A 16,753-nucleotide genomic window follows, 5' to 3' on the forward strand; every position below is an offset into this window, starting at 1 on the left:
TCGAATCGCCTGGCGAAAGTCGATGCGCAAAAACCGGAATCGACGCATGCTGAAAAGAGCCTGCGGTTGCTTAAGGATAGCATCGCCGTCGCTTATTTTCAGGCGAGGCACAGACAGGCTCACAACACTGTCTGCCAGACAGCATCGCCATGTTCAGGTGCCGCTGACGATGGTCTCGGGTCCGATCTCTTTCAAGCAATCCCTGCGCCAGAAATCATCATGGGTTCGTCATCTTCCGAGCGCACGCACACCGACGGGCAGGCCAAGTGGCAATTCTGGATCGACCGTGGCGGCACATTCACGGACATCGTCGCCAAAAAGCCTGACGGCACGCTGCTCACGCACAAGCTGCTGTCCGAGGACCCGGAGCAGTACGCGGATGCCGCAGTGGCCGGCATCCGCCGTCTGCTGGGTCTCGGCAAGGGCGAACCCATCCCGGACGCCCAAGTGGAGGTCGTGAAGATGGGCACCACGGTGGCCACCAACGCCTTGCTGGAGCGCAAGGGCGAGGACACCGTCCTTTTCATCACCAACGGTTTCGGCGACGCATTGCGGATCGGCTACCAAAACCGGCCCAGGTTGTTCGACCTCCACATCGAACTGCCCGAACCGCTCTACGGCAAGGTGTACGAGGTCGCCGAACGCATCGGCGCTGACGGCACGGTGTTCGAGCCGCTGGACCACGGGCGCACCCGGGCCGATCTGCGGCAAGCGTTTGAGGCCGGCTATCGATCGATTGCGATCGTGCTGATGCATGGTTACCGTTACCCCGCGCACGAACGGGCCATCGAGGCTGCCGCGCGCAGCATCGGGTTCACCCAAGTCTCGGTTTCGCACAAGGTCAGTGCCTTGATGAAACTGATCCCGCGCGGCGACACGACGGTGGTGGACGCCTACCTTTCGCCCGTCCTGCGCCGGTATGTGGAGCAGGTTGCCGGCGCGATGTCGAACGTGCGACTGATGTTCATGCAGTCCAATGGCGGCCTTGCCGACGCGGGCCGGTTCCAGGGCAAGGATGCGATCTTGTCGGGCCCCGCCGGCGGTATCGTCGGCATGGCCCGCACCGCCGCCTCTGCGGGCTTCGACAAGGTCATCGGTTTCGACATGGGTGGCACCTCGACCGACGTGTCGCACTACTGCGGCGAATTCGAGCGCGCGTTCGAGACCCAGGTCGCGGGGGTGCGCATGCGCGCGCCGATGATGAGCATCCACACCGTTGCGGCAGGCGGCGGCTCGATCCTGCATTTCGACGGCAGCCGCTACCGTGTCGGGCCCGATTCCGCCGGAGCCAATCCCGGCCCCGCCAGCTATCGGCGCGGCGGCCCGTTGGCTGTCACGGACTGCAACGTCATGCTCGGCAAGATCCGGCCCGCCCGTTTTCCGAAGGTATTCGGACCGGGCGCCGACGAATCGCTCGATGCGGACATCGTTCGTGAAAAGTTCAATGCGCTGGCCGATGAAGTCCTTCGGGCCACAGGCCGCCGGCCCACTGCCGAGCAGGTCGCCGAGGGCTTCATCGAGATCGCTGTCGGCAACATGGCCCATGCTATCGAGCATATTTCGGTCGCGCGTGGCCATGACGTGACGGACTACGTGTTGAACACCTTTGGTGGCGCAGGCGGCCAGCATGCCTGCCTGGTCGCCGATCAACTCGGCATGACACGCATCTTCCTGCACCCATTCGCAGGCGTGCTTTCTGCCTATGGCATCGGCCTGTCCGAGCAGAGCGCGATGCGCGAACAAACCGTCGAGTTGAAGCTCGAAGCTGCGTCCCTGCCGCAGATAGAGCGCGCGCTTGCGGGGCTCGAGCGCGAGGTGCGGGCGCAATTGCGCGAACAGCAGGTGAAAGAGGCCCACATCCGCGTGCTGCGCCAGGTGCACCTGCGCTATGACGGCACCGACACCTTCCTGTCCGTCGCGTTCGGTGATGAGCACGCGATGCGCGGTCGGTTCGAGGCGGCCTACAAGGCCCGTTTCTCTTTTCTGATGCCGGGCCGCGCGCTCATCGCGGGAAGCGTCGCCGTCGAGGCCGTTGGCTCCTCGTCGCCGCTCGGTGGGCAGGCCCCGGTTTTCCCGGAAAGGGAAAAGCCGTTGAGCGCGCAAGAAACGGTGCCGATGTTCAGCGCTGGCCAATGGCACCCGACCCCCGTCTTCTTGCGCGAGCAGATGCGGCCGGGCGATAAAGTGAAAGGCCCGGCGATCATTGCCGAGCAAAATTCCACGAGCATCGTGGAGCCAGGCTGGCAGGCAGAGATCACCGCCCTCGATCACATGCTGATGACCCGCCTCGATGCCCGCGCTGAACGCCGCGCGCTCGGCACGAGCGCAGACCCCGTCATGCTCGAGATTTTCAACAACCTGTTCATGTCCATTGCCGAGCAGATGGGGCTTCGTCTCCAGCAGACGGCATATTCAGTCAATATCAAGGAACGGCTCGATTTTTCGTGCGCCCTTTTCGACCGGGACGGCAATCTCGTCGCCAATGCGCCGCATATCCCGGTGCACCTGGGCTCGATGGGCGAAAGTGTCAAAACGGTGATGCGCGAGAACGCCGGCCAGATGCAGGCAGGTGATGTCTACGTCATCAACGACCCGTATCACGGCGGCACCCATCTGCCGGATATCACAGTCATCACACCGGTGTTCTCGCAAGACGGCAAGGCAATCAGCTTCTATGTGGGATCGCGCGGCCACCACGCCGACATCGGCGGGATTACCCCGGGCTCGATGCCGCCGCACTCGACCTCGGTCGAGCAAGAGGGTGTTCTATTCAACAATTGGAAGTTGATTGAAGGCAACCGCATGCGCGAGCAGGAGACACTCGATTTACTCTCCGGCGGACAGTACCCGGCGCGCAATCCCTCATTGAATATGGCTGATCTGCGCGCCCAGGTGGCCGCCAACGAGAAAGGCGTCCAGGAACTGAAAAAGATGGTGAAGCATTACGGACTCGATGTCGTGCAGGCGTACACCCGGCATGTCCAGGATAATGCAGAGGAGGCCGTGCGACATGTCATCACCGCCTTGGACGATGGCGATTTCACACTGACCACGGACAACGGCGCAGTCATCAAAGTTGCGATCGAGATCGATCGCAGCGCCCGTTCGGCAAGCATAGCCTTTACCGGCACCTCGGCCCAAATGCCGAACAACTTCAACGCGCCGTCGGCGATCTGCATGGCGGCGGTCTTGTATGTGTTCCGGACACTCGTTGACGACGAAATACCTTTGAACGCCGGTTGCCTCAGGCCGCTGAAAGTGATCATTCCCGATGGCTCGCTGCTGAATCCCCGTTACCCGGCCGCCGTGGTCGCGGGCAACGTTGAAACCTCGCAGTGCATCACCAATGCCCTGTATGGCGCATTGGGCGTGCTGGCATCATCCCAGTGCACGATGAATGTTTTGTCGTTCGGCAATGATCAGTACCAATACATGGAAACCATAGCGGGCGGCTGCGGCGCAGGCGCGACATTCGACGGTGCGAGCGCGGTCCATTCGAACATGACGAACTCGCGGATCACGGATCCGGAGGTCCTTGAGTTTCGTTATCCGGTTTTGCTGGAGAGCTACAGGATTCGCAAAGGCAGCGGCGGAGATGGCGCGCACCGTGGTGGTGACGGTGCAAGCCGGCGCATCCGTTTCCTGCAGCCAATGACCGTCTCGATACTGTCGAACAACCGCCGCGTCGCACCGTTTGGCATGGCCGGCGGCAATGGCGGAGGCCTGGGGATGAACCGGGTCCAAAAGGCCGATGGCACGGTGATTCATCTCGAACCTTGCCAATCCATGGAGCTCGATGCCCAGGACGCCATCATTATCGAAACCCCCGGTGGCGGCGGCTACGGGCCGGTTTCCCGCCAATCCACTGCATCACACAACGAGACAACGACAGGAAAGAGTCCATGTCGAGCAACACCATGCTGCACGCACCACCTTCGCGCAATCTGAAACGCTATTTGCAGTTTTCCCTGCTGCTTTTGGCAGCGGGAGCGATTTATCCATTGCTCTACCTGCGCCAGAATTTTGAGACCAGCGTTCTGGCAGCATTTGGCATTTCTGCTGACGAACTCGGCCAATTCTATTCCTTGCTCGGCATCATCTATGCGCTGAGTTATTTGCCGAGTGGCTGGTTGGCCGACCGGTTTTCACCGCGCCTGCTGATCTGTTTTTCATTGTCCGTGGTGGGTTTGCTGGGACTGTGGTTTTCGACCTATCCCGGCCCTGCCGCGCTGCGTTGGATTTTCATCGGTTGGGGCTTGGCGGCGGGGCTGACGTTCTGGGCCTCCCTGATCAAAGGCGTCAAGCTGTTGGCGCAGGCCTCTGAGCAGGGGCGTTTCTTCGGCATTCTGGATGGTGGGCGCGGCTTGATCGAAGCGCTGCTGGCGACTGCCGCCGTCGCCCTGTTTGCCATGGCCAGTGACGCAGCGCCACAGGCAGCGTTGCGCCCGGTCATTTATATGTACTCCTTCACCTGCCTGGCGATTGCGTTATTGGTGTTGGTGTTTCTTGGGCAAGAACCTGCCGCCGCACCCGCTCCGACGAAAGTGCGCGGCGGACTTTGGCAAGACCTCAAAACACTCGCTGCGATACCCCGCTTGTGGCTCATGGCGCTGATCATTTTTTGCGGCTACCAGATATTTTGGGCGACATATTCTTTCTCCGCCTATTTACAACAGGGGTACGGCATGAGCGCAGTTGCCGCCGGCGTCATCACCGTCATCAAGCTATGGATGCGTCCTGTCGGAGGGATAGTCGGCGGGTTTCTGGGAGACCGCTGCGGCAACGCGGCGACACTGGCCTGGAGCATGCTGTTGGCCGCGCTCGGCCTGACTGCGCTGATTCTTTTTCCGGCGGGCAGCGGCGTTTATTTTATGCTGACCCTCGTCATCCTGATCGGCGTGATGACCTATGCCATACGCGGTTTGTACTGGTCGCTGCTGGAGTCTTGCGCGGTGCCGGAAAAAATCACCGGCCTGGCCATCGGTATCGTCTCCGTCATCGCCTATTTGCCGGATATTTTCCTGCCCATGATCAACAGCGCCATCTCGTACCACTATCCCGGCCTGCCCGGCTACAAAATATATTTCGGCTACATCGTCGCCTGCGGATTGGGCGGCACGGCAGTCGCTTTCTACTTCAAAAACCTGACCCAACGAGAAAAGGTGCAGCAATGAAAATCATATCGATGAAATCCCATGTGGTTGCCGTGCCGCCGCCCTATATCGGCGGCATGTACTGGATTTTCGTCACCCTGAAAACCGCTTGCGGCATCGAGGGCGTGGGCGAAATCTACGCCTCCACATTTCACCCCAAGGTGGTCGCCTGCGCCATGGATGACGTGTTCGAGCGGCATTTGCTCGATCATGACCCGCACCACATCGAGCGGTTTTTCCGCGCGGCTTACTCCAGCGGCTTCACGCAGCGCCCCGACCTGACCATGATGGGCATCGTCAGCGGCTTGGAGATGGCCTGCTGGGACATCATCGGCAAGGCCGCCGGCAAACCGGTGTATGAATTGATCGGCGGCCGTGTGCATGAGCGCCTGCGCACCTACACCTACCTCTATCCGAAAAATGCCAAGGGCGAGCACGACTACGATGATGTGGACCTGTCGGTGGCATGCGCAGTGGACTTGGTGAAACAGGGTTTTACCGCCGTCAAGTTCGACCCGGCCGGGCCGTACAGCGTTTATTCCGGCCACCATCTGTCGCTGGAAGTGATGGACAAGTCGGAAGAGTTCTGCAAGAAGATACGCGAGGCCGTCGGCAGCAAATGCGATTTGCTGTTCGGCACGCATGGACAGATGACCGTGGCCTCGGCGGTGCGTCTGGCGCGGCGGCTGGAAAAATACGACCCGCTCTGGTTCGAAGAACCGGTGCCGCCGGGGCAGGTCGATGCGATGGCAGCGGTCGCTGGCAAGACCTCCATTCCCATCGCCACGGGCGAGCGCCTGACCACCAAATATGAATTCTTCGACTTGCTCCAGCGCGGCGGCGCCTCGATTCTGCAAATGAATCTGGGACGTGTCGGCGGCATTCTGGAAGCCAAGAAAATCGCCGGCATCGCCGAAGTCCACTGTGCCCAGATCGCGCCGCATCTGTACAACGGCCCGGTCGGTGCGGCAGCCAGCGTTCAGTTGGCAACCGCCACGCCCAACTTCCTGATTCAGGAAAGCATCATGACCTGGCAAGGCTTTCATGCCGAGATTCTGAAGCAACCGATTCAGTGGGAGGACGGCTTCATCATCCCCTCGCGCGAGCCAGGTCTGGGGGTGGAGTTGAATATGGACGTGGTGGAAGCCAATGCGCCCTATGTCGGCAGCCGGCTGCACATCACGATGGACCCCCAGCCTTTCGACGTCAAGCAGCCATCGAGCGATAGCTGGAAGAAGCGCTGGAGTGATGAGGTTGCGCGGTGAATGTCGACTTCATCATCGTCGGGGCGGGTTCGGCGGGCTGCATACTCGCCAACCGCTTGAGCGAATCGCACAGTGTATTGCTGCTGGAAGCGGGCGGCAAGGATGACTCATGGTGGCTCAAACTGCCGCTCGGCTTTGTCAAGACGTACTACGACCCGCGCTACAACTGGATGTATTACAGCGAGCCGGAGGCGGAGATGGCCGGGCGCCGCCTGTATGCGCCGCGCGGCAAAGTGATCGGCGGCTCCGGCGCGATCAATGCCATGATCCATGTGCGCGGCCAGCCGCGCGATTTCGACGACTGGGAGGCGGCGGGCAACCCCGGTTGGGGTTATCGCGAGGTGCTGCCTTATTTCAAAAAGATGGAATCGCATCCGCTCGGTGAAACCCCCTGGCATGGCGGCGACGGCCCGATGGGCATCACGCCGATGAAGCAGGGCGCGCATCCGATGTGCCGGGCTTATCTGCAAGCCTGCCAGCAAGCGGGTTACCCGCTCAATGAAGATTTCAACGGCGCGCATTTTGAAGGCGCCGGCATCTATGAAGCCAGCATCCGCAACGGCAAGCGCGATTCCAGCGCGGTTGCGTACCTGCATCCAGCCCTGGGGCGCAGTCGTTTGCAGGTCGAGACCGAGGCGCAGGTCGCACAGATTCTGTTCGATGGCCAGCAGTGCGCCCATGGCGTGCTGGTGCGTCAGCGCGGCCAGTTGCGCCGCTTTTACGCCCATCGTGAAGTCATTCTTGCCGCCGGCGCGGTGGATACGCCGAAGCTGTTGCAACTGTCCGGCATTGGCGCGGCTGCATTGCTGGCGCGCCACGGGATTGCGCTGCGCCATCATTTGCCGGCGGTTGGCCGCCATTTGCAGGATCATTTATGCGCATCCTTTTACTTTCGCGCCAGGTGCAAGACCCTCAATGATGAATTGGGCACGTGGCATGGGCAACTGGCGGCGGGCATGCAATACCTGTTCAAGCGCAGCGGCCCCTTGGCGATGAGCGTCAATCAGGCGGGCGGATTTTTCAAGGGCAGCGCGCTGGAGCGGGAGCCAAACATTCAGTTGTATTTCAATCCGCTGTCCTACACGATTCCGAAAGACCCCAAGGCCAAACTGAAGCCCGACCCTTGGTCGGGCTTCCTGCTGGCCTACAACCCGTGCCGTCCCGACAGTCGCGGCAGCATTGAAATTGCCGCCGCAGATGCAGACCTGCCGGCAGCGATACGCCCCAATTACCTGAGCACCCCAAAGGACAGGGACGAAGCGGTACAAGGCGCGCGCCTGATTCGTGCACTGAGCCAGGCGCCGGCCTTGCGCGCATTGATCGTGGAAGAAGTCAGCCCGGCAGGCGCGGTGACGGATGAGGCCGGCATGTTGCAGTTCTTCCGCGAGCAGGCGGGTTCCATCTACCACCTGTGCGGCTCTTGCGCAATGGGGCCGGACGCCGCCACGGCAGTGGTCAACGCCGAGTTGAAGGTGCACGGTGTGCAGCGCTTGCGGGTTGTCGATGCCTCGGTGTTTCCGAACATCACTTCAGGCAACATCAACGCTGCCACGATGATGGTGGCGGAGAAGGGGGCGGCGATGATTCTCGGGGAGTATCGCTGACCGTAGCCGCTGCGGCGCCGGGTGGGGCCGGACTCCCGTTGCGTCAGAGCAACCCTGCCTCTTCGAGATAACTCTTGGCCACGGCTTCGATCGGCTTTCTCCGGACATCGACTTCGCTGTTCAGGCGCTGCATCGTCGCGTCGTCGAGTTTCATTGAAATCGACTCCAGCACCGCTTTGAGGCCGGGATGGGCATCCAGGACTTTCTGGCGGATCACCGGTGTCATCGCATAGTTGGGGAAAAAGCCCGCGTCGTCGGCCAGCATGCGCAGATTGAGCGCGACGATCTGCCCGTCCGTGGCCTGCGCGACCACCGTGTCCAGATCCCCGTTGGCCAGCGCGTTGTAGGCCAGGTTCAGTTGCATGGGCCGCACATTGGCGCGCCCGGCCTCGAAGCCGTAGGTCTTTTGCAGGCCGATCAGGCCATCGAGCCGTTTGGGAAATTCTGCCGTCATGCCCATCGCGATGGTGTTACCGGACTTGTAGCCGGCCGCCAGATCGGAAATGGTCTTCATGCCGTCGGTCTTCGGATTGTCCGGCCGGACCACGACGGCATAGGTGCTGTTGACCTTGGACGGCGCCAGCCAGACCAAGCCTTTTTTGCCGTCGAGTTCCCGGACCTTTTGGTAAACATCCTGCGGCGACAGCCGCTGCGTCACCTTGTTGAAAATGACCAGCGAAGTGCCGGTGTACTCCCAATAGAGGTCGACCTCGCCGTTTTCCAGCGCGGCCCGGACGATCTTGGTGCCCATGCCGTCTCTCTTGTGGACCGTGTAGCCCTTGCTTTGCAGCAACTGCCTGGTCATCTCGGCCATGATCAGTTGCTCGGTGAAGTCCTTGGCGCCAACCGTCAGGGAAGGGGCCGGATCGGCCCATGCTGCGGCACCGGGCAGCAGGCACAAGGCCGTTGCGATGAGGGCCGAGAGGAGGCGTTGCGATAGCCGTGTCATGGGATTCATCCTTCATTCAGTATGGGTGCAGGGGATCGATGCCGCGCGGGACGAGGTGGTATTGGGCCTGGCCGATCAGGAAATCGAGCAGCACCGCGATGAGCGCGGTGGGAATGGCGCCGGCCAGCATCATCGGCAAGTCGTCGAGCGCCATGCCGGTGAAGATCAACTCGCCCAACCCGCCGGCACCGATCAGAAACGCCAACGGCGCCGAGCCAACGCAGATGGCCAGGGCCGTGCGGATGCCGCCGCAGATGACGAACAGCGCATTCGGCAATTGCACGCGCCAAAGCACCTGGGCCGGCGTCATTCCCATGCCGCGTGCGGCTTCGAGCAGATGCGGCGGAACGGCGCGCAGACCGGCATAGGTATTGCGCACGATGGGCAGCAAGGTCACCGCCCACAAGCCGAAGACGGCCGGAACGATGCCAATGCCCAGCAGCGTCATCGACAGCGCCAGGACGGCAAGGGTGGGGATGGTGCCGCCGATGTTGAACAACTGCATGCAGACTTCCGGGACTGCGCGCCAGGACGGCCGCGAAAGAGCGATCCCCGCCGGTAGCGCCACCAGGATCGCCAGCAGGCCGGACCAGGCCACGAGTTCCAGATGCTGCAAGCCCAGGTAGCAGATGTCGTCCCGGTGGGTGAGTATCTCGGCGGCCATGCCGCTGCTCCAGAGCCGGTACAGCAGGGCTGCCAGCACGAGCAGCAACAAGGCGGGCGCCATGCGGCCCAGCGCTGCGGCACGGCCCGACCTGGCAGGAATCATGCGCGCTCCCCCCGGCCCAGATTCCTGACGATGGCACGGTAGCTCAGCAGACCTTGCAGCCTGCCGGCAGCGTCGATGCAGGGCAGCACCGGCATGTCATGGGCCAGCATCAGCGCCAAGGCGCTGCGCACATCCGCGTCCATGCCGATCGAAGCCCGCACCGGCTCGGCATGGGCGCTGACGCTGCCGCCGCCGTGCTCGGCCGCTTCCCGGGTCAGCATGGCTTGCGCGATGCCGTCGGCATCGACGACCGCCATCGCCGCCAGGCCCGAGGCGTGCATCAGGCTGCGCGCCGTGCTGATCGGGTCGTCCGGCCTGAGACTCTCGGGCGGGGCCGACATGACCGCGCCGACGCGCAGCAGCCGCAGCCGCTTCAAAGTCCGGTCGGAGCCGAGAAAATTCGCGATGAAGGCATTCGCCGGTCGCGCCAGCAGGGCCTCGGGCGTCGCATATTGTTCGAGCTTGCCGCTGCGCAGGATGGCGATCTTGTCCGCCATCTTCACCGCCTCGTCCAGATCATGCGAAACGAAGATGATGGTCTTGCGGATGGTCTGTTGCATCTTCAGGAATTCGTCCTGTATGACTTCCCGGTTGATCGGGTCGATGGCGCCGAAAGGCTCATCCATCAGCATCACCGGCGGATCGGCGGCCAAGGCCCGCAATACGCCGACACGCTGCTGCTGTCCGCCCGACAGTTCCTTCGGATAGCGCTTGCAGAACAGGTCGGGCTGCAGGCCGACCAGCTCCAGCAACTCCCTGGCCCGGGCGCGGGACTTGCGGCGGTCCCAGCCGAGCAAATCCGGCACCACGCAGATGTTGTCGGCAATGGTCTTGTGCGGGAACAGACCGATCTGCTGTATCACGTAGCCGATCGAGCGGCGCAACGCGATCGGGTCCATGGCGCTGGTGTCCCTGCCGTCGATGAAGATCTTGCCGCTGCTCGGCTGGATCAGCCGGTTGATCATCTTCATCGTCGTGGTCTTGCCGCAGCCCGAAGGCCCGAGCAGAACGCAGATTTCGCCGGCCGGCAGTTCCAGATCGATGTCATCGACCGCCGCCGTGCGATGGGCCGGGGGGCCGAAGAATTTGCTCAGATGCTCCAGGCGGATCATCGCGCGGCCTCGGTCCGGATGCCCCTGGATGTCATCGCCCATTGCAGCCATCCCAACAACAGGTCCGCAGCCATGGCCAGCAAGGACAGCGCCAAGGCCCCGACGATCAGTTGCTGCGGGTGGGACTGGCTGATGCCCCGGGCGATGAAAGTGCCCAGGCCGCCGGCGCCGATATAGGTGGCAATGGCGGTGACGCCGATATTCATCACCACGGCCGTGCGCACGCCGGCCATGATGACCGGAAGCGCGAGCGGGATTTCAACCTGGCGCAGCCGCTGCCAACTGCTCATGCCCATGCCCTGCGAGGCCTCGCGCAACCCCGGGTCTATGTTGGCAATCGCCGTATAGGTGTTGCGGATGATGGGCAACTGCGAATAAAGAATCACGGCAATCACCGCCGGCACATAACCGATGCCGTGGCCCATCGGCGACAACAACGGCATCATCAAACCAAAGAGCGCGATCGATGGCACGGTGACCATCATCGATGCCAGGCGCAGAACCATGTCGGCCAAGCCTTTGGAGCGGGTGATCGCGATGCCGATCGGAACTGCCGTGGCGATGGCGATGCCGATTGCCACGGCGACGATGGCGACATGCTCGATGGTGCGGGTGCCGATGAGGCGGGCGTTGTCGGCGATGAATTGCAGTATCTCCATTCGGATCGTCCATTCAAGGGATCGGCCGCTTGTCACAGTGCCCGATAAAGTTCCGCCGCATCGGCCCAGGTGTAGCGCAGCGGAACCGCGCCCTGAACCTGCCAGGCATCCACGGTCTGCCCATCGAGCAGGCGGCACGCCGCGCCGGTGTCGACCACCGCGCCGCCGTAGAGCCGGTTGGCCAGGTTCAATATCCCTGTCTGGTGCATCGCGCCGGAGCCGCTGCCGCAGGCGTCCTTGACCAAAAGCACGCGCAGGCCCAGGCGGATGGCGTCTTGCACGCTGGCCGCGACGCAGGCTTCGGTCCAGACACCGCAGACGGCCAGCCATGGCATGCCGGCCGCCTTCAATTGCGCGCCGAGCACCGAGCCGGCGCCAAAGGCGCTGGCCTGATTTTTGACCAGCAAGCGCTCGTTCGGCCCGGGAGCCACTTCGTGGCAAACCGCTGTCAGCGGATCATTCTTGTCGCTAAAGGCAGACCTGCCGTCGGGCTGAACCGGGTGCAATGCCGCACTGAACTCGGCCATGTCGACGACATAAGCGCAGTGATACACAGGCGCCGCGTTGCGCCGCGCCGCAGCGTGCAGCCGCCCGGCATTGGCCAGCACCGCGCCATAATGCTCGACCAGATAGCGCGCATCCTGCCGATGCTCCTCCTGAAAATCGATGAACAGGGCGCCGATCTGGCCGCGCCCGATGCGCAGCGGCTTTTTCATCCCGGCCCCCCGCTCAGAAAATCATCTTCATAAGGAAAACGCGACAGCAGTTCGGTGCCGGTTTCCGTGATCAGGATCTCGTCTTCCAGCTTCACCCCTTCGCGACCGCCTTTCGCGCCGATATAGCTTTCCACCGAAAGCACCATGCCCGGAACCAGATGCCCGTCACAGCCATAGGTCTGATAATCCATTGCGTGCGCGATGAAAGGTGTCTCGCCATGCATGCCGACACCATGCATCACCGACGTATAGCGCTGCTCGACGAAGCGCTCGGGTATTTTCCAGGCTTTTTCTGCGACCTCGCGGAAAGCCATTCCCGGTTGCACGATGGCAATGTTGTGCTGCACTTGGTCGTGGGCCATCCGGTACAACAATTTCTGCTCGGCCGTGGGTTTTCCCGGGCCGCAGCGGAAGGTGCGTGAAAAATCCGAGTAATAACCGTAGCAACCAATGGTGTCGGTATCGAGGGCGATCAATTCGCCCGGCCGGATTTTCCGGCCGCCGGCTTCGTTGAACCAGGGGTTGGTGCGCTGCCCCGAAGTCAGCAGCCGGGTTTCAATGAATTCGCCGCCTTGCCGGATGACCTCGTGGTACATGATGGCGAAAAGATCATTCTCCGAAACACCCGGCTCGATGGCCGCGCGTACCGCCGCCACCGCCGCTTCGGCGCCGGCCATCGATACTTGCAGGCATTTGATCTCCTCTTGCGTCTTGATGGCGCGAACGGCCAGTATCTCGCCCTGGCAATCGCGGACCTCGCAGCCGCGCCTGGTCAGCGCCAGGGCTTGCAAATGGCTGCAACGGTCCAGACCCAGGCGCATCGATCCCCCGCCATGCTGGCGCAGCAGGTCGGCGATTTCGTCGGCAAAGGGTCCGGCGGTTTCATCGTCCTTGCCGGATACTGCGGACCAGACCAATTTCGACGGCCGCGCCTGGGCTATCGTGTCGAGGGCCATCGAGACATGCTGGCTCTGCGGATACTCGAAAAGGACGATGGCGCCTTCGGCGGGGATGAAAAAATAGCGCGTCGAGTTGCGCAGAAAATACCCGAACATATTGCGCGAACCGGTGGCATAACGCTGGTTGTAGGGATCGAAAAGAACCACCGCGCCGTAATCGGACTGCTTCATCCAGGCGCGCAGCCTTGCCAGCCGGCCCTGGCGCAGGGCATCGACGTCGATGAAGGAAGGCTCGGTATCGGACAGCCACATCCCGCCGGAGGGATCGAATGCAACAATGCTCATGGGTCACCACCTTTGCGGCGAGCATAGGCAATTTGATTCGGGCGCAGTTGCAGATAATCCGCAAAAAATATGCCCGATTCCGTGCATCAGCCCTGGCGGATGGCCGTGACCGGGCGCGGCGATTCGCCCGAGACGGATTTGCGCTTGCGCACATCCTTGGGCAGGCAGCCGAAATGGTCTTTGAAAGCCCGGGAAAAATTGGCCGGATTGGCGAAGCCGCAGGCCAGGGCCACCTCGTTCACCGGCAACCCGGAATGGGTCAGCATATCGGCGGCCCGGCGCAGGCGCAGACTCCTGTAGTACCGGTTCGGGGACATCGACAGTTCGGCTTTGAAAGCACGCTCCAGTTTGTCCGCCGAAATACCCAGCCGCCGGGCCAGCGCATCCATGCGCAGCAACTCCTCGACCGAATCCTCCATCAGCGCGATCGCCCTGAGCACCAAATCGTCCAGGATCCCGGTCCTGATGCGCAGCGCCAGCATGCGGCGATCGGCATCCGGGCGCAGCGGGCTGTGGACATACCATTGGGCCACCTGCACCGAGAGTTCAGGCCCGTAGTCCCGGGCAATGATCTCGATCATCATGTCCAGACTGCCGACGCCGCCTGCCGATGTGAAGCGGTTCTGGTCGATGACATAAAGATCGGGGCGCATGTCCAGCCCGGGAAAGGTCTCGCGAAAGGCCGGCTGGCTGGTCCAATGCAGCGTGCAGGCATGGCCATCGAGCAGCCCCCGCCGGGCCAGGAAAAAGGCCGCATCGGCAACTGCGCCCAGCCGGGCGCCGGCCAGCAGGTTGCGGCGAATCCAGGCCGTTTCGTCGCCCGCGACGAGATGGTCGGCATTGCCGCCGGAGCACACGACGATGCGATCGACGGTTGGCGCGTCGCAGGCCGCGAAATCCGGTTCGATGCAGATACCGTTGGACGCATGGATCCTGTCCTGGCCGGGACTGACGGTGACCCAGGAATAGCACGGCTCGCCCGAGAGGGTGTTGGCAGCGCGCAGCGGCTCGATGATGGCGCTGAATGCCATCAACGGGAAGTTTGGAAATATGAGGACCCCAAAGCGGATGGTGCGCGCAGGCTGCACCTTTTTCTCCCGATACCAGGTCTGCCCGGAAGGCTCGAACCCCGGCCCGTAGCTTAGAAGGCTGTAACAGCCCGGTCAAGAAAGCACGCATCCGGGCCCATCGGCCCAAGCAGGCCGCGCGCGCCGCGCGTGGACTCGAACGGTGGGCGCCTGCGCCGTCGCCGATGGCGGCGGAATGTGCAGGGTTTTCCACGGGGGGCCGTCAGCGTCCTGCCCATTGCCATTGCGCCAGAATCGGCCCATCCTTGCGGGATGGCAGAATGTGCCGAAGCCGGATAGCTGTTGCATATCAGGCGACGCGCCATGGCCTGCGGCCAGGCGCGGGTTCTGCCGCCACAAGGTGCCATCCGCTGCGTTGGGGGTCCTCGGGAATCCGGGGCCGCCAGTGTCGGATCGCCGGCAAAAACCAAGCATGACGAACAACCAAGCATGACGAACAAGGAGACAGGGTGAAAAAACGCGCTTTCGTCCAACTGCTGGGGGCTGCGGCCTGGACCGGGCCGGTCGCGCTGGCGCAGGCCCAGGAGCCGTGGCCCGGCCGCCCGATCAAGGTCATCGTTCCGGTGACCGCCGGCGGCACGGCCGATGTCCTGGCGCGTGAATTTGGCCGGCGGCTCGGCGAACGCTTGGGGCAGCCGGTGGTGGTGGAAAACCGGCCTGGCGCCAACGGCATTCCGGCCACGCTGGCGGTGGCGCGCGCACCCGCCGATGGCTACACGCTGCTGCTGACGCTGACCCAGCATATCCAGAACCCGGTGCAGTTCAAGGACGCAGGCTATGACCCGATCGCCGATTTCACGCCGCTGTGCCGCATCGGTGCGGCGGCGACCGTGCTGGCGGCCCGCGCCAGCCTGAAGGTCGACTCCGCGACCGAGTTGGCGCAGTTCGCGCCCGGCAAAGGGCTTACCTTCGGCACCACGGCGCTCGGCCCCCAGGTCATTTTGGAGGTGTTCAACCAGTCGGCCAAGCTGGAGATGCTCAACGTGCCCTACAAGGGCGAAGCGCCGGCACTGACCGACCTGCTCGGTGGCCAGATCGACATGGCGCTGCTGACGGTGGCCACGGCACGCGCGCATATCCAGCGCGGCACGCTCAAGGGACTGGCGGTGATTGCGCCCAAGCGCGCGTCTTCGCTGCCGCATGTGGCCACGTTCCTGGAGCAGGGTTTCAAGGAGGTCAACTGGACCGGCGGCTGGTACGCCTTCATGGCGCCGGCCAAGCTGCCGCCCGCAATCGCCGCCCGGCTGGTGCAGGAACTGCGCGTCATTGGCGAGGATGCGGCCATGCGCAAGCTGTTCGACGAGCTGAACATCACGGTCAACTGGATGGACGGCCCGGAGTTTCAGCCGGTGATGAAGCGCGACATGGAACTGTGGCGCTCGCTGGTGCAGCGCTCGGGCGTGGTGATCGAGCGATGAGCCTGCACGGCAAGACGGCCTTCGTCACCGGGGCCGGTTCGGGCATTGGCCAGGCCACGGCCATGGCGTTCGCGCAGGCCGGCGCCTGGGTGCTGCTGGTCGATCGTGACGAAAGCGCATTGGCCGGCGCGCTGGCCGCGCTGCGCCAGGGCGGCGGCCAGGGTGCGACGATGGTCTGCGATGTCCGACAGGGCGATGCGGTCCGCGCGGCCGTCGCCTGCGCCGTGCAGCAGCGCGGCGCGCTGGACTGCGCCGTCAACGCGGCGGGCGTCGAAGGCGCCAGCAAGACCTTGCTGGACGAGGACGAAGCGCTGTTCGAGCAGGTCATGGACATCAACCTGCGCGGGGTCTGGCACTGCCTGCGCGCCCAGATCGGGCAGATGCTGAGCCAGCGCGCGGGCGGGGCCATCGTCAACATCGCTTCGGCAGCGGGGCTGGTCGGCTCCAGGCGCTGCGCCGCTTATTCGGCATCCAAGCATGGCGTGCTGGGTTTGACGCGCAGCGCCGCATTGCAGTACGGCGGCCAGCGGGTCCGCATCAATGCCGTCTGCCCTGCCGGCGTCAGCACCGACATGGCGCGCCGCATCGTCTCCTCGGCCGGCCAGGACATGGCCGGCGGCGGCCGCAACTACCCGTTGGGCCGCTACAGCACGCCGCAGGAGATCGCCTCCGGCGCGCTGTGGCTCTGCTCCGAGGGCGCAGCCTCGACCACCGGCGCCGTGCTGTCCATGGACTGCGGCTTTACTGCGGCATAGACGCGCAATACCTTCCGAAGG

13 protein-coding genes are annotated in these 16,753 nt (G+C 63.2%); 6 read left to right on the forward strand and 7 right to left on the reverse strand.

The genetic code is table 11. The features are described 5' to 3' along the window. The first annotated feature begins 219 nt into the window (after positions 1-219). Genes VEIS_RS14160 through VEIS_RS14175 form a run of 4 tightly spaced genes read left to right on the forward strand, consistent with a single transcriptional unit; the run spans position 220 to position 8,022 of the window. Positions 220-3,948: a hydantoinase B/oxoprolinase family protein gene (locus VEIS_RS14160; RefSeq protein ID WP_011810639.1), complete on the forward strand. Its 3,729-nt coding sequence runs from the start codon at positions 220-222 to the stop codon at positions 3,946-3,948. Beyond that, complete coding sequence (locus VEIS_RS14165; RefSeq protein WP_011810640.1) at positions 3,903-5,174, forward strand: MFS transporter; 1,272 nt, start codon at positions 3,903-3,905, stop codon at positions 5,172-5,174. Before VEIS_RS14160 ends, VEIS_RS14165 begins: the two co-directional genes overlap by 46 nt. Next, the gene (locus VEIS_RS14170; RefSeq protein WP_011810641.1) at positions 5,171-6,418 is read left to right on the forward strand and encodes a mandelate racemase/muconate lactonizing enzyme family protein; all 1,248 of its coding nucleotides are present in this window, start codon (positions 5,171-5,173) and stop codon (positions 6,416-6,418) included. The genes VEIS_RS14165 and VEIS_RS14170 overlap by 4 nt, the downstream gene beginning before the upstream one ends. Continuing rightward, positions 6,415-8,022 carry a GMC family oxidoreductase gene (locus VEIS_RS14175; protein WP_011810642.1) on the forward strand — a complete coding sequence of 536 codons (1,608 nt, stop codon included), beginning with the start codon at positions 6,415-6,417 and terminating at the stop codon, positions 8,020-8,022. The genes VEIS_RS14170 and VEIS_RS14175 overlap by 4 nt, the downstream gene beginning before the upstream one ends. A gap of 43 nt (positions 8,023-8,065) precedes the next feature. On the opposite strand, the gene VEIS_RS14180 is transcribed toward VEIS_RS14175, so the two are convergent. From VEIS_RS14180 to VEIS_RS14210, 7 genes are all read right to left on the reverse strand, one after another. After that, entirely contained in the window at positions 8,066-8,971 is a 906-nt protein-coding gene (locus VEIS_RS14180; protein ID WP_011810643.1) for a glycine betaine ABC transporter substrate-binding protein, read from the reverse strand. Positions 8,972-8,987: 16 nt separating this feature from the next. After that, positions 8,988-9,740: an ABC transporter permease gene (locus VEIS_RS14185; RefSeq protein WP_011810644.1), complete on the reverse strand. Its 753-nt coding sequence runs from the start codon at positions 9,738-9,740 to the stop codon at positions 8,988-8,990. Then, complete coding sequence (locus tag VEIS_RS14190; protein WP_232287694.1) at positions 9,737-10,894, reverse strand: ABC transporter ATP-binding protein; 1,158 nt, start codon at positions 10,892-10,894, stop codon at positions 9,737-9,739. Before VEIS_RS14190 ends, VEIS_RS14185 begins: the two co-directional genes overlap by 4 nt. Next, entirely contained in the window at positions 10,849-11,511 is a 663-nt protein-coding gene (locus tag VEIS_RS14195; protein WP_011810646.1) for an ABC transporter permease, read from the reverse strand. Before VEIS_RS14195 ends, VEIS_RS14190 begins: the two co-directional genes overlap by 46 nt. A gap of 32 nt (positions 11,512-11,543) precedes the next feature. Beyond that, positions 11,544-12,227: an isochorismatase family protein gene (locus VEIS_RS14200; RefSeq protein ID WP_011810647.1), complete on the reverse strand. Its 684-nt coding sequence runs from the start codon at positions 12,225-12,227 to the stop codon at positions 11,544-11,546. Next, positions 12,224-13,471 (reverse strand): M24 family metallopeptidase, encoded by a 1,248-nt coding sequence (locus tag VEIS_RS14205; protein ID WP_011810648.1) that lies wholly within the window; start codon positions 13,469-13,471, stop codon positions 12,224-12,226. Before VEIS_RS14205 ends, VEIS_RS14200 begins: the two co-directional genes overlap by 4 nt. Before the next feature lie 86 nt (positions 13,472-13,557). Further along, positions 13,558-14,502: a GlxA family transcriptional regulator gene (locus VEIS_RS14210; protein WP_083758634.1), complete on the reverse strand. Its 945-nt coding sequence runs from the start codon at positions 14,500-14,502 to the stop codon at positions 13,558-13,560. 506 nt (positions 14,503-15,008) lie between these two features. On the opposite strand from VEIS_RS14210, the gene VEIS_RS14215 reads away from it, so the two are divergent. Both VEIS_RS14215 and VEIS_RS14220 read left to right on the forward strand, forming a co-directional pair. Continuing rightward, positions 15,009-15,977, forward strand: coding sequence for a Bug family tripartite tricarboxylate transporter substrate binding protein (locus VEIS_RS14215; RefSeq protein ID WP_011810651.1), 969 nt, complete (start codon positions 15,009-15,011; stop codon positions 15,975-15,977). Beyond that, positions 15,974-16,732 carry an SDR family oxidoreductase gene (locus VEIS_RS14220; RefSeq protein WP_011810652.1) on the forward strand — a complete coding sequence of 253 codons (759 nt, stop codon included), beginning with the start codon at positions 15,974-15,976 and terminating at the stop codon, positions 16,730-16,732. The genes VEIS_RS14215 and VEIS_RS14220 overlap by 4 nt, the downstream gene beginning before the upstream one ends. The last annotated feature ends 21 nt before the right edge of the window (positions 16,733-16,753 follow it).

Source organism: Verminephrobacter eiseniae EF01-2, assembly GCF_000015565.1.
Taxonomy (GTDB): domain Bacteria; phylum Pseudomonadota; class Gammaproteobacteria; order Burkholderiales; family Burkholderiaceae_C; genus Acidovorax; species Acidovorax eiseniae.

Coding starts and splice junctions, on each gene's coding strand:
- VEIS_RS14165 (WP_011810640.1), top strand. CDS start 3,903: ATGTCGAGCAACACCATGCTGCACGCACCACCTTCGCGCAATCTGAAA.
- VEIS_RS14220 (WP_011810652.1), top strand. CDS start 15,974: ATGAGCCTGCACGGCAAGACGGCCTTCGTCACCGGGGCCGGTTCGGGC.
- VEIS_RS14195 (WP_011810646.1), bottom strand. CDS start 11,511: ATGGAGATACTGCAATTCATCGCCGACAACGCCCGCCTCATCGGCACC.
- VEIS_RS14210 (WP_083758634.1), bottom strand. CDS start 14,502: ATGGCATTCAGCGCCATCATCGAGCCGCTGCGCGCTGCCAACACCCTC.
- VEIS_RS14180 (WP_011810643.1), bottom strand. CDS start 8,971: ATGACACGGCTATCGCAACGCCTCCTCTCGGCCCTCATCGCAACGGCC.
- VEIS_RS14185 (WP_011810644.1), bottom strand. CDS start 9,740: ATGATTCCTGCCAGGTCGGGCCGTGCCGCAGCGCTGGGCCGCATGGCG.
- VEIS_RS14205 (WP_011810648.1), bottom strand. CDS start 13,471: ATGAGCATTGTTGCATTCGATCCCTCCGGCGGGATGTGGCTGTCCGAT.
- VEIS_RS14170 (WP_011810641.1), top strand. CDS start 5,171: ATGAAAATCATATCGATGAAATCCCATGTGGTTGCCGTGCCGCCGCCC.
- VEIS_RS14160 (WP_011810639.1), top strand. CDS start 220: ATGGGTTCGTCATCTTCCGAGCGCACGCACACCGACGGGCAGGCCAAG.
- VEIS_RS14190 (WP_232287694.1), bottom strand. CDS start 10,894: ATGGGCGATGACATCCAGGGGCATCCGGACCGAGGCCGCGCGATGATC.
- VEIS_RS14200 (WP_011810647.1), bottom strand. CDS start 12,227: ATGAAAAAGCCGCTGCGCATCGGGCGCGGCCAGATCGGCGCCCTGTTC.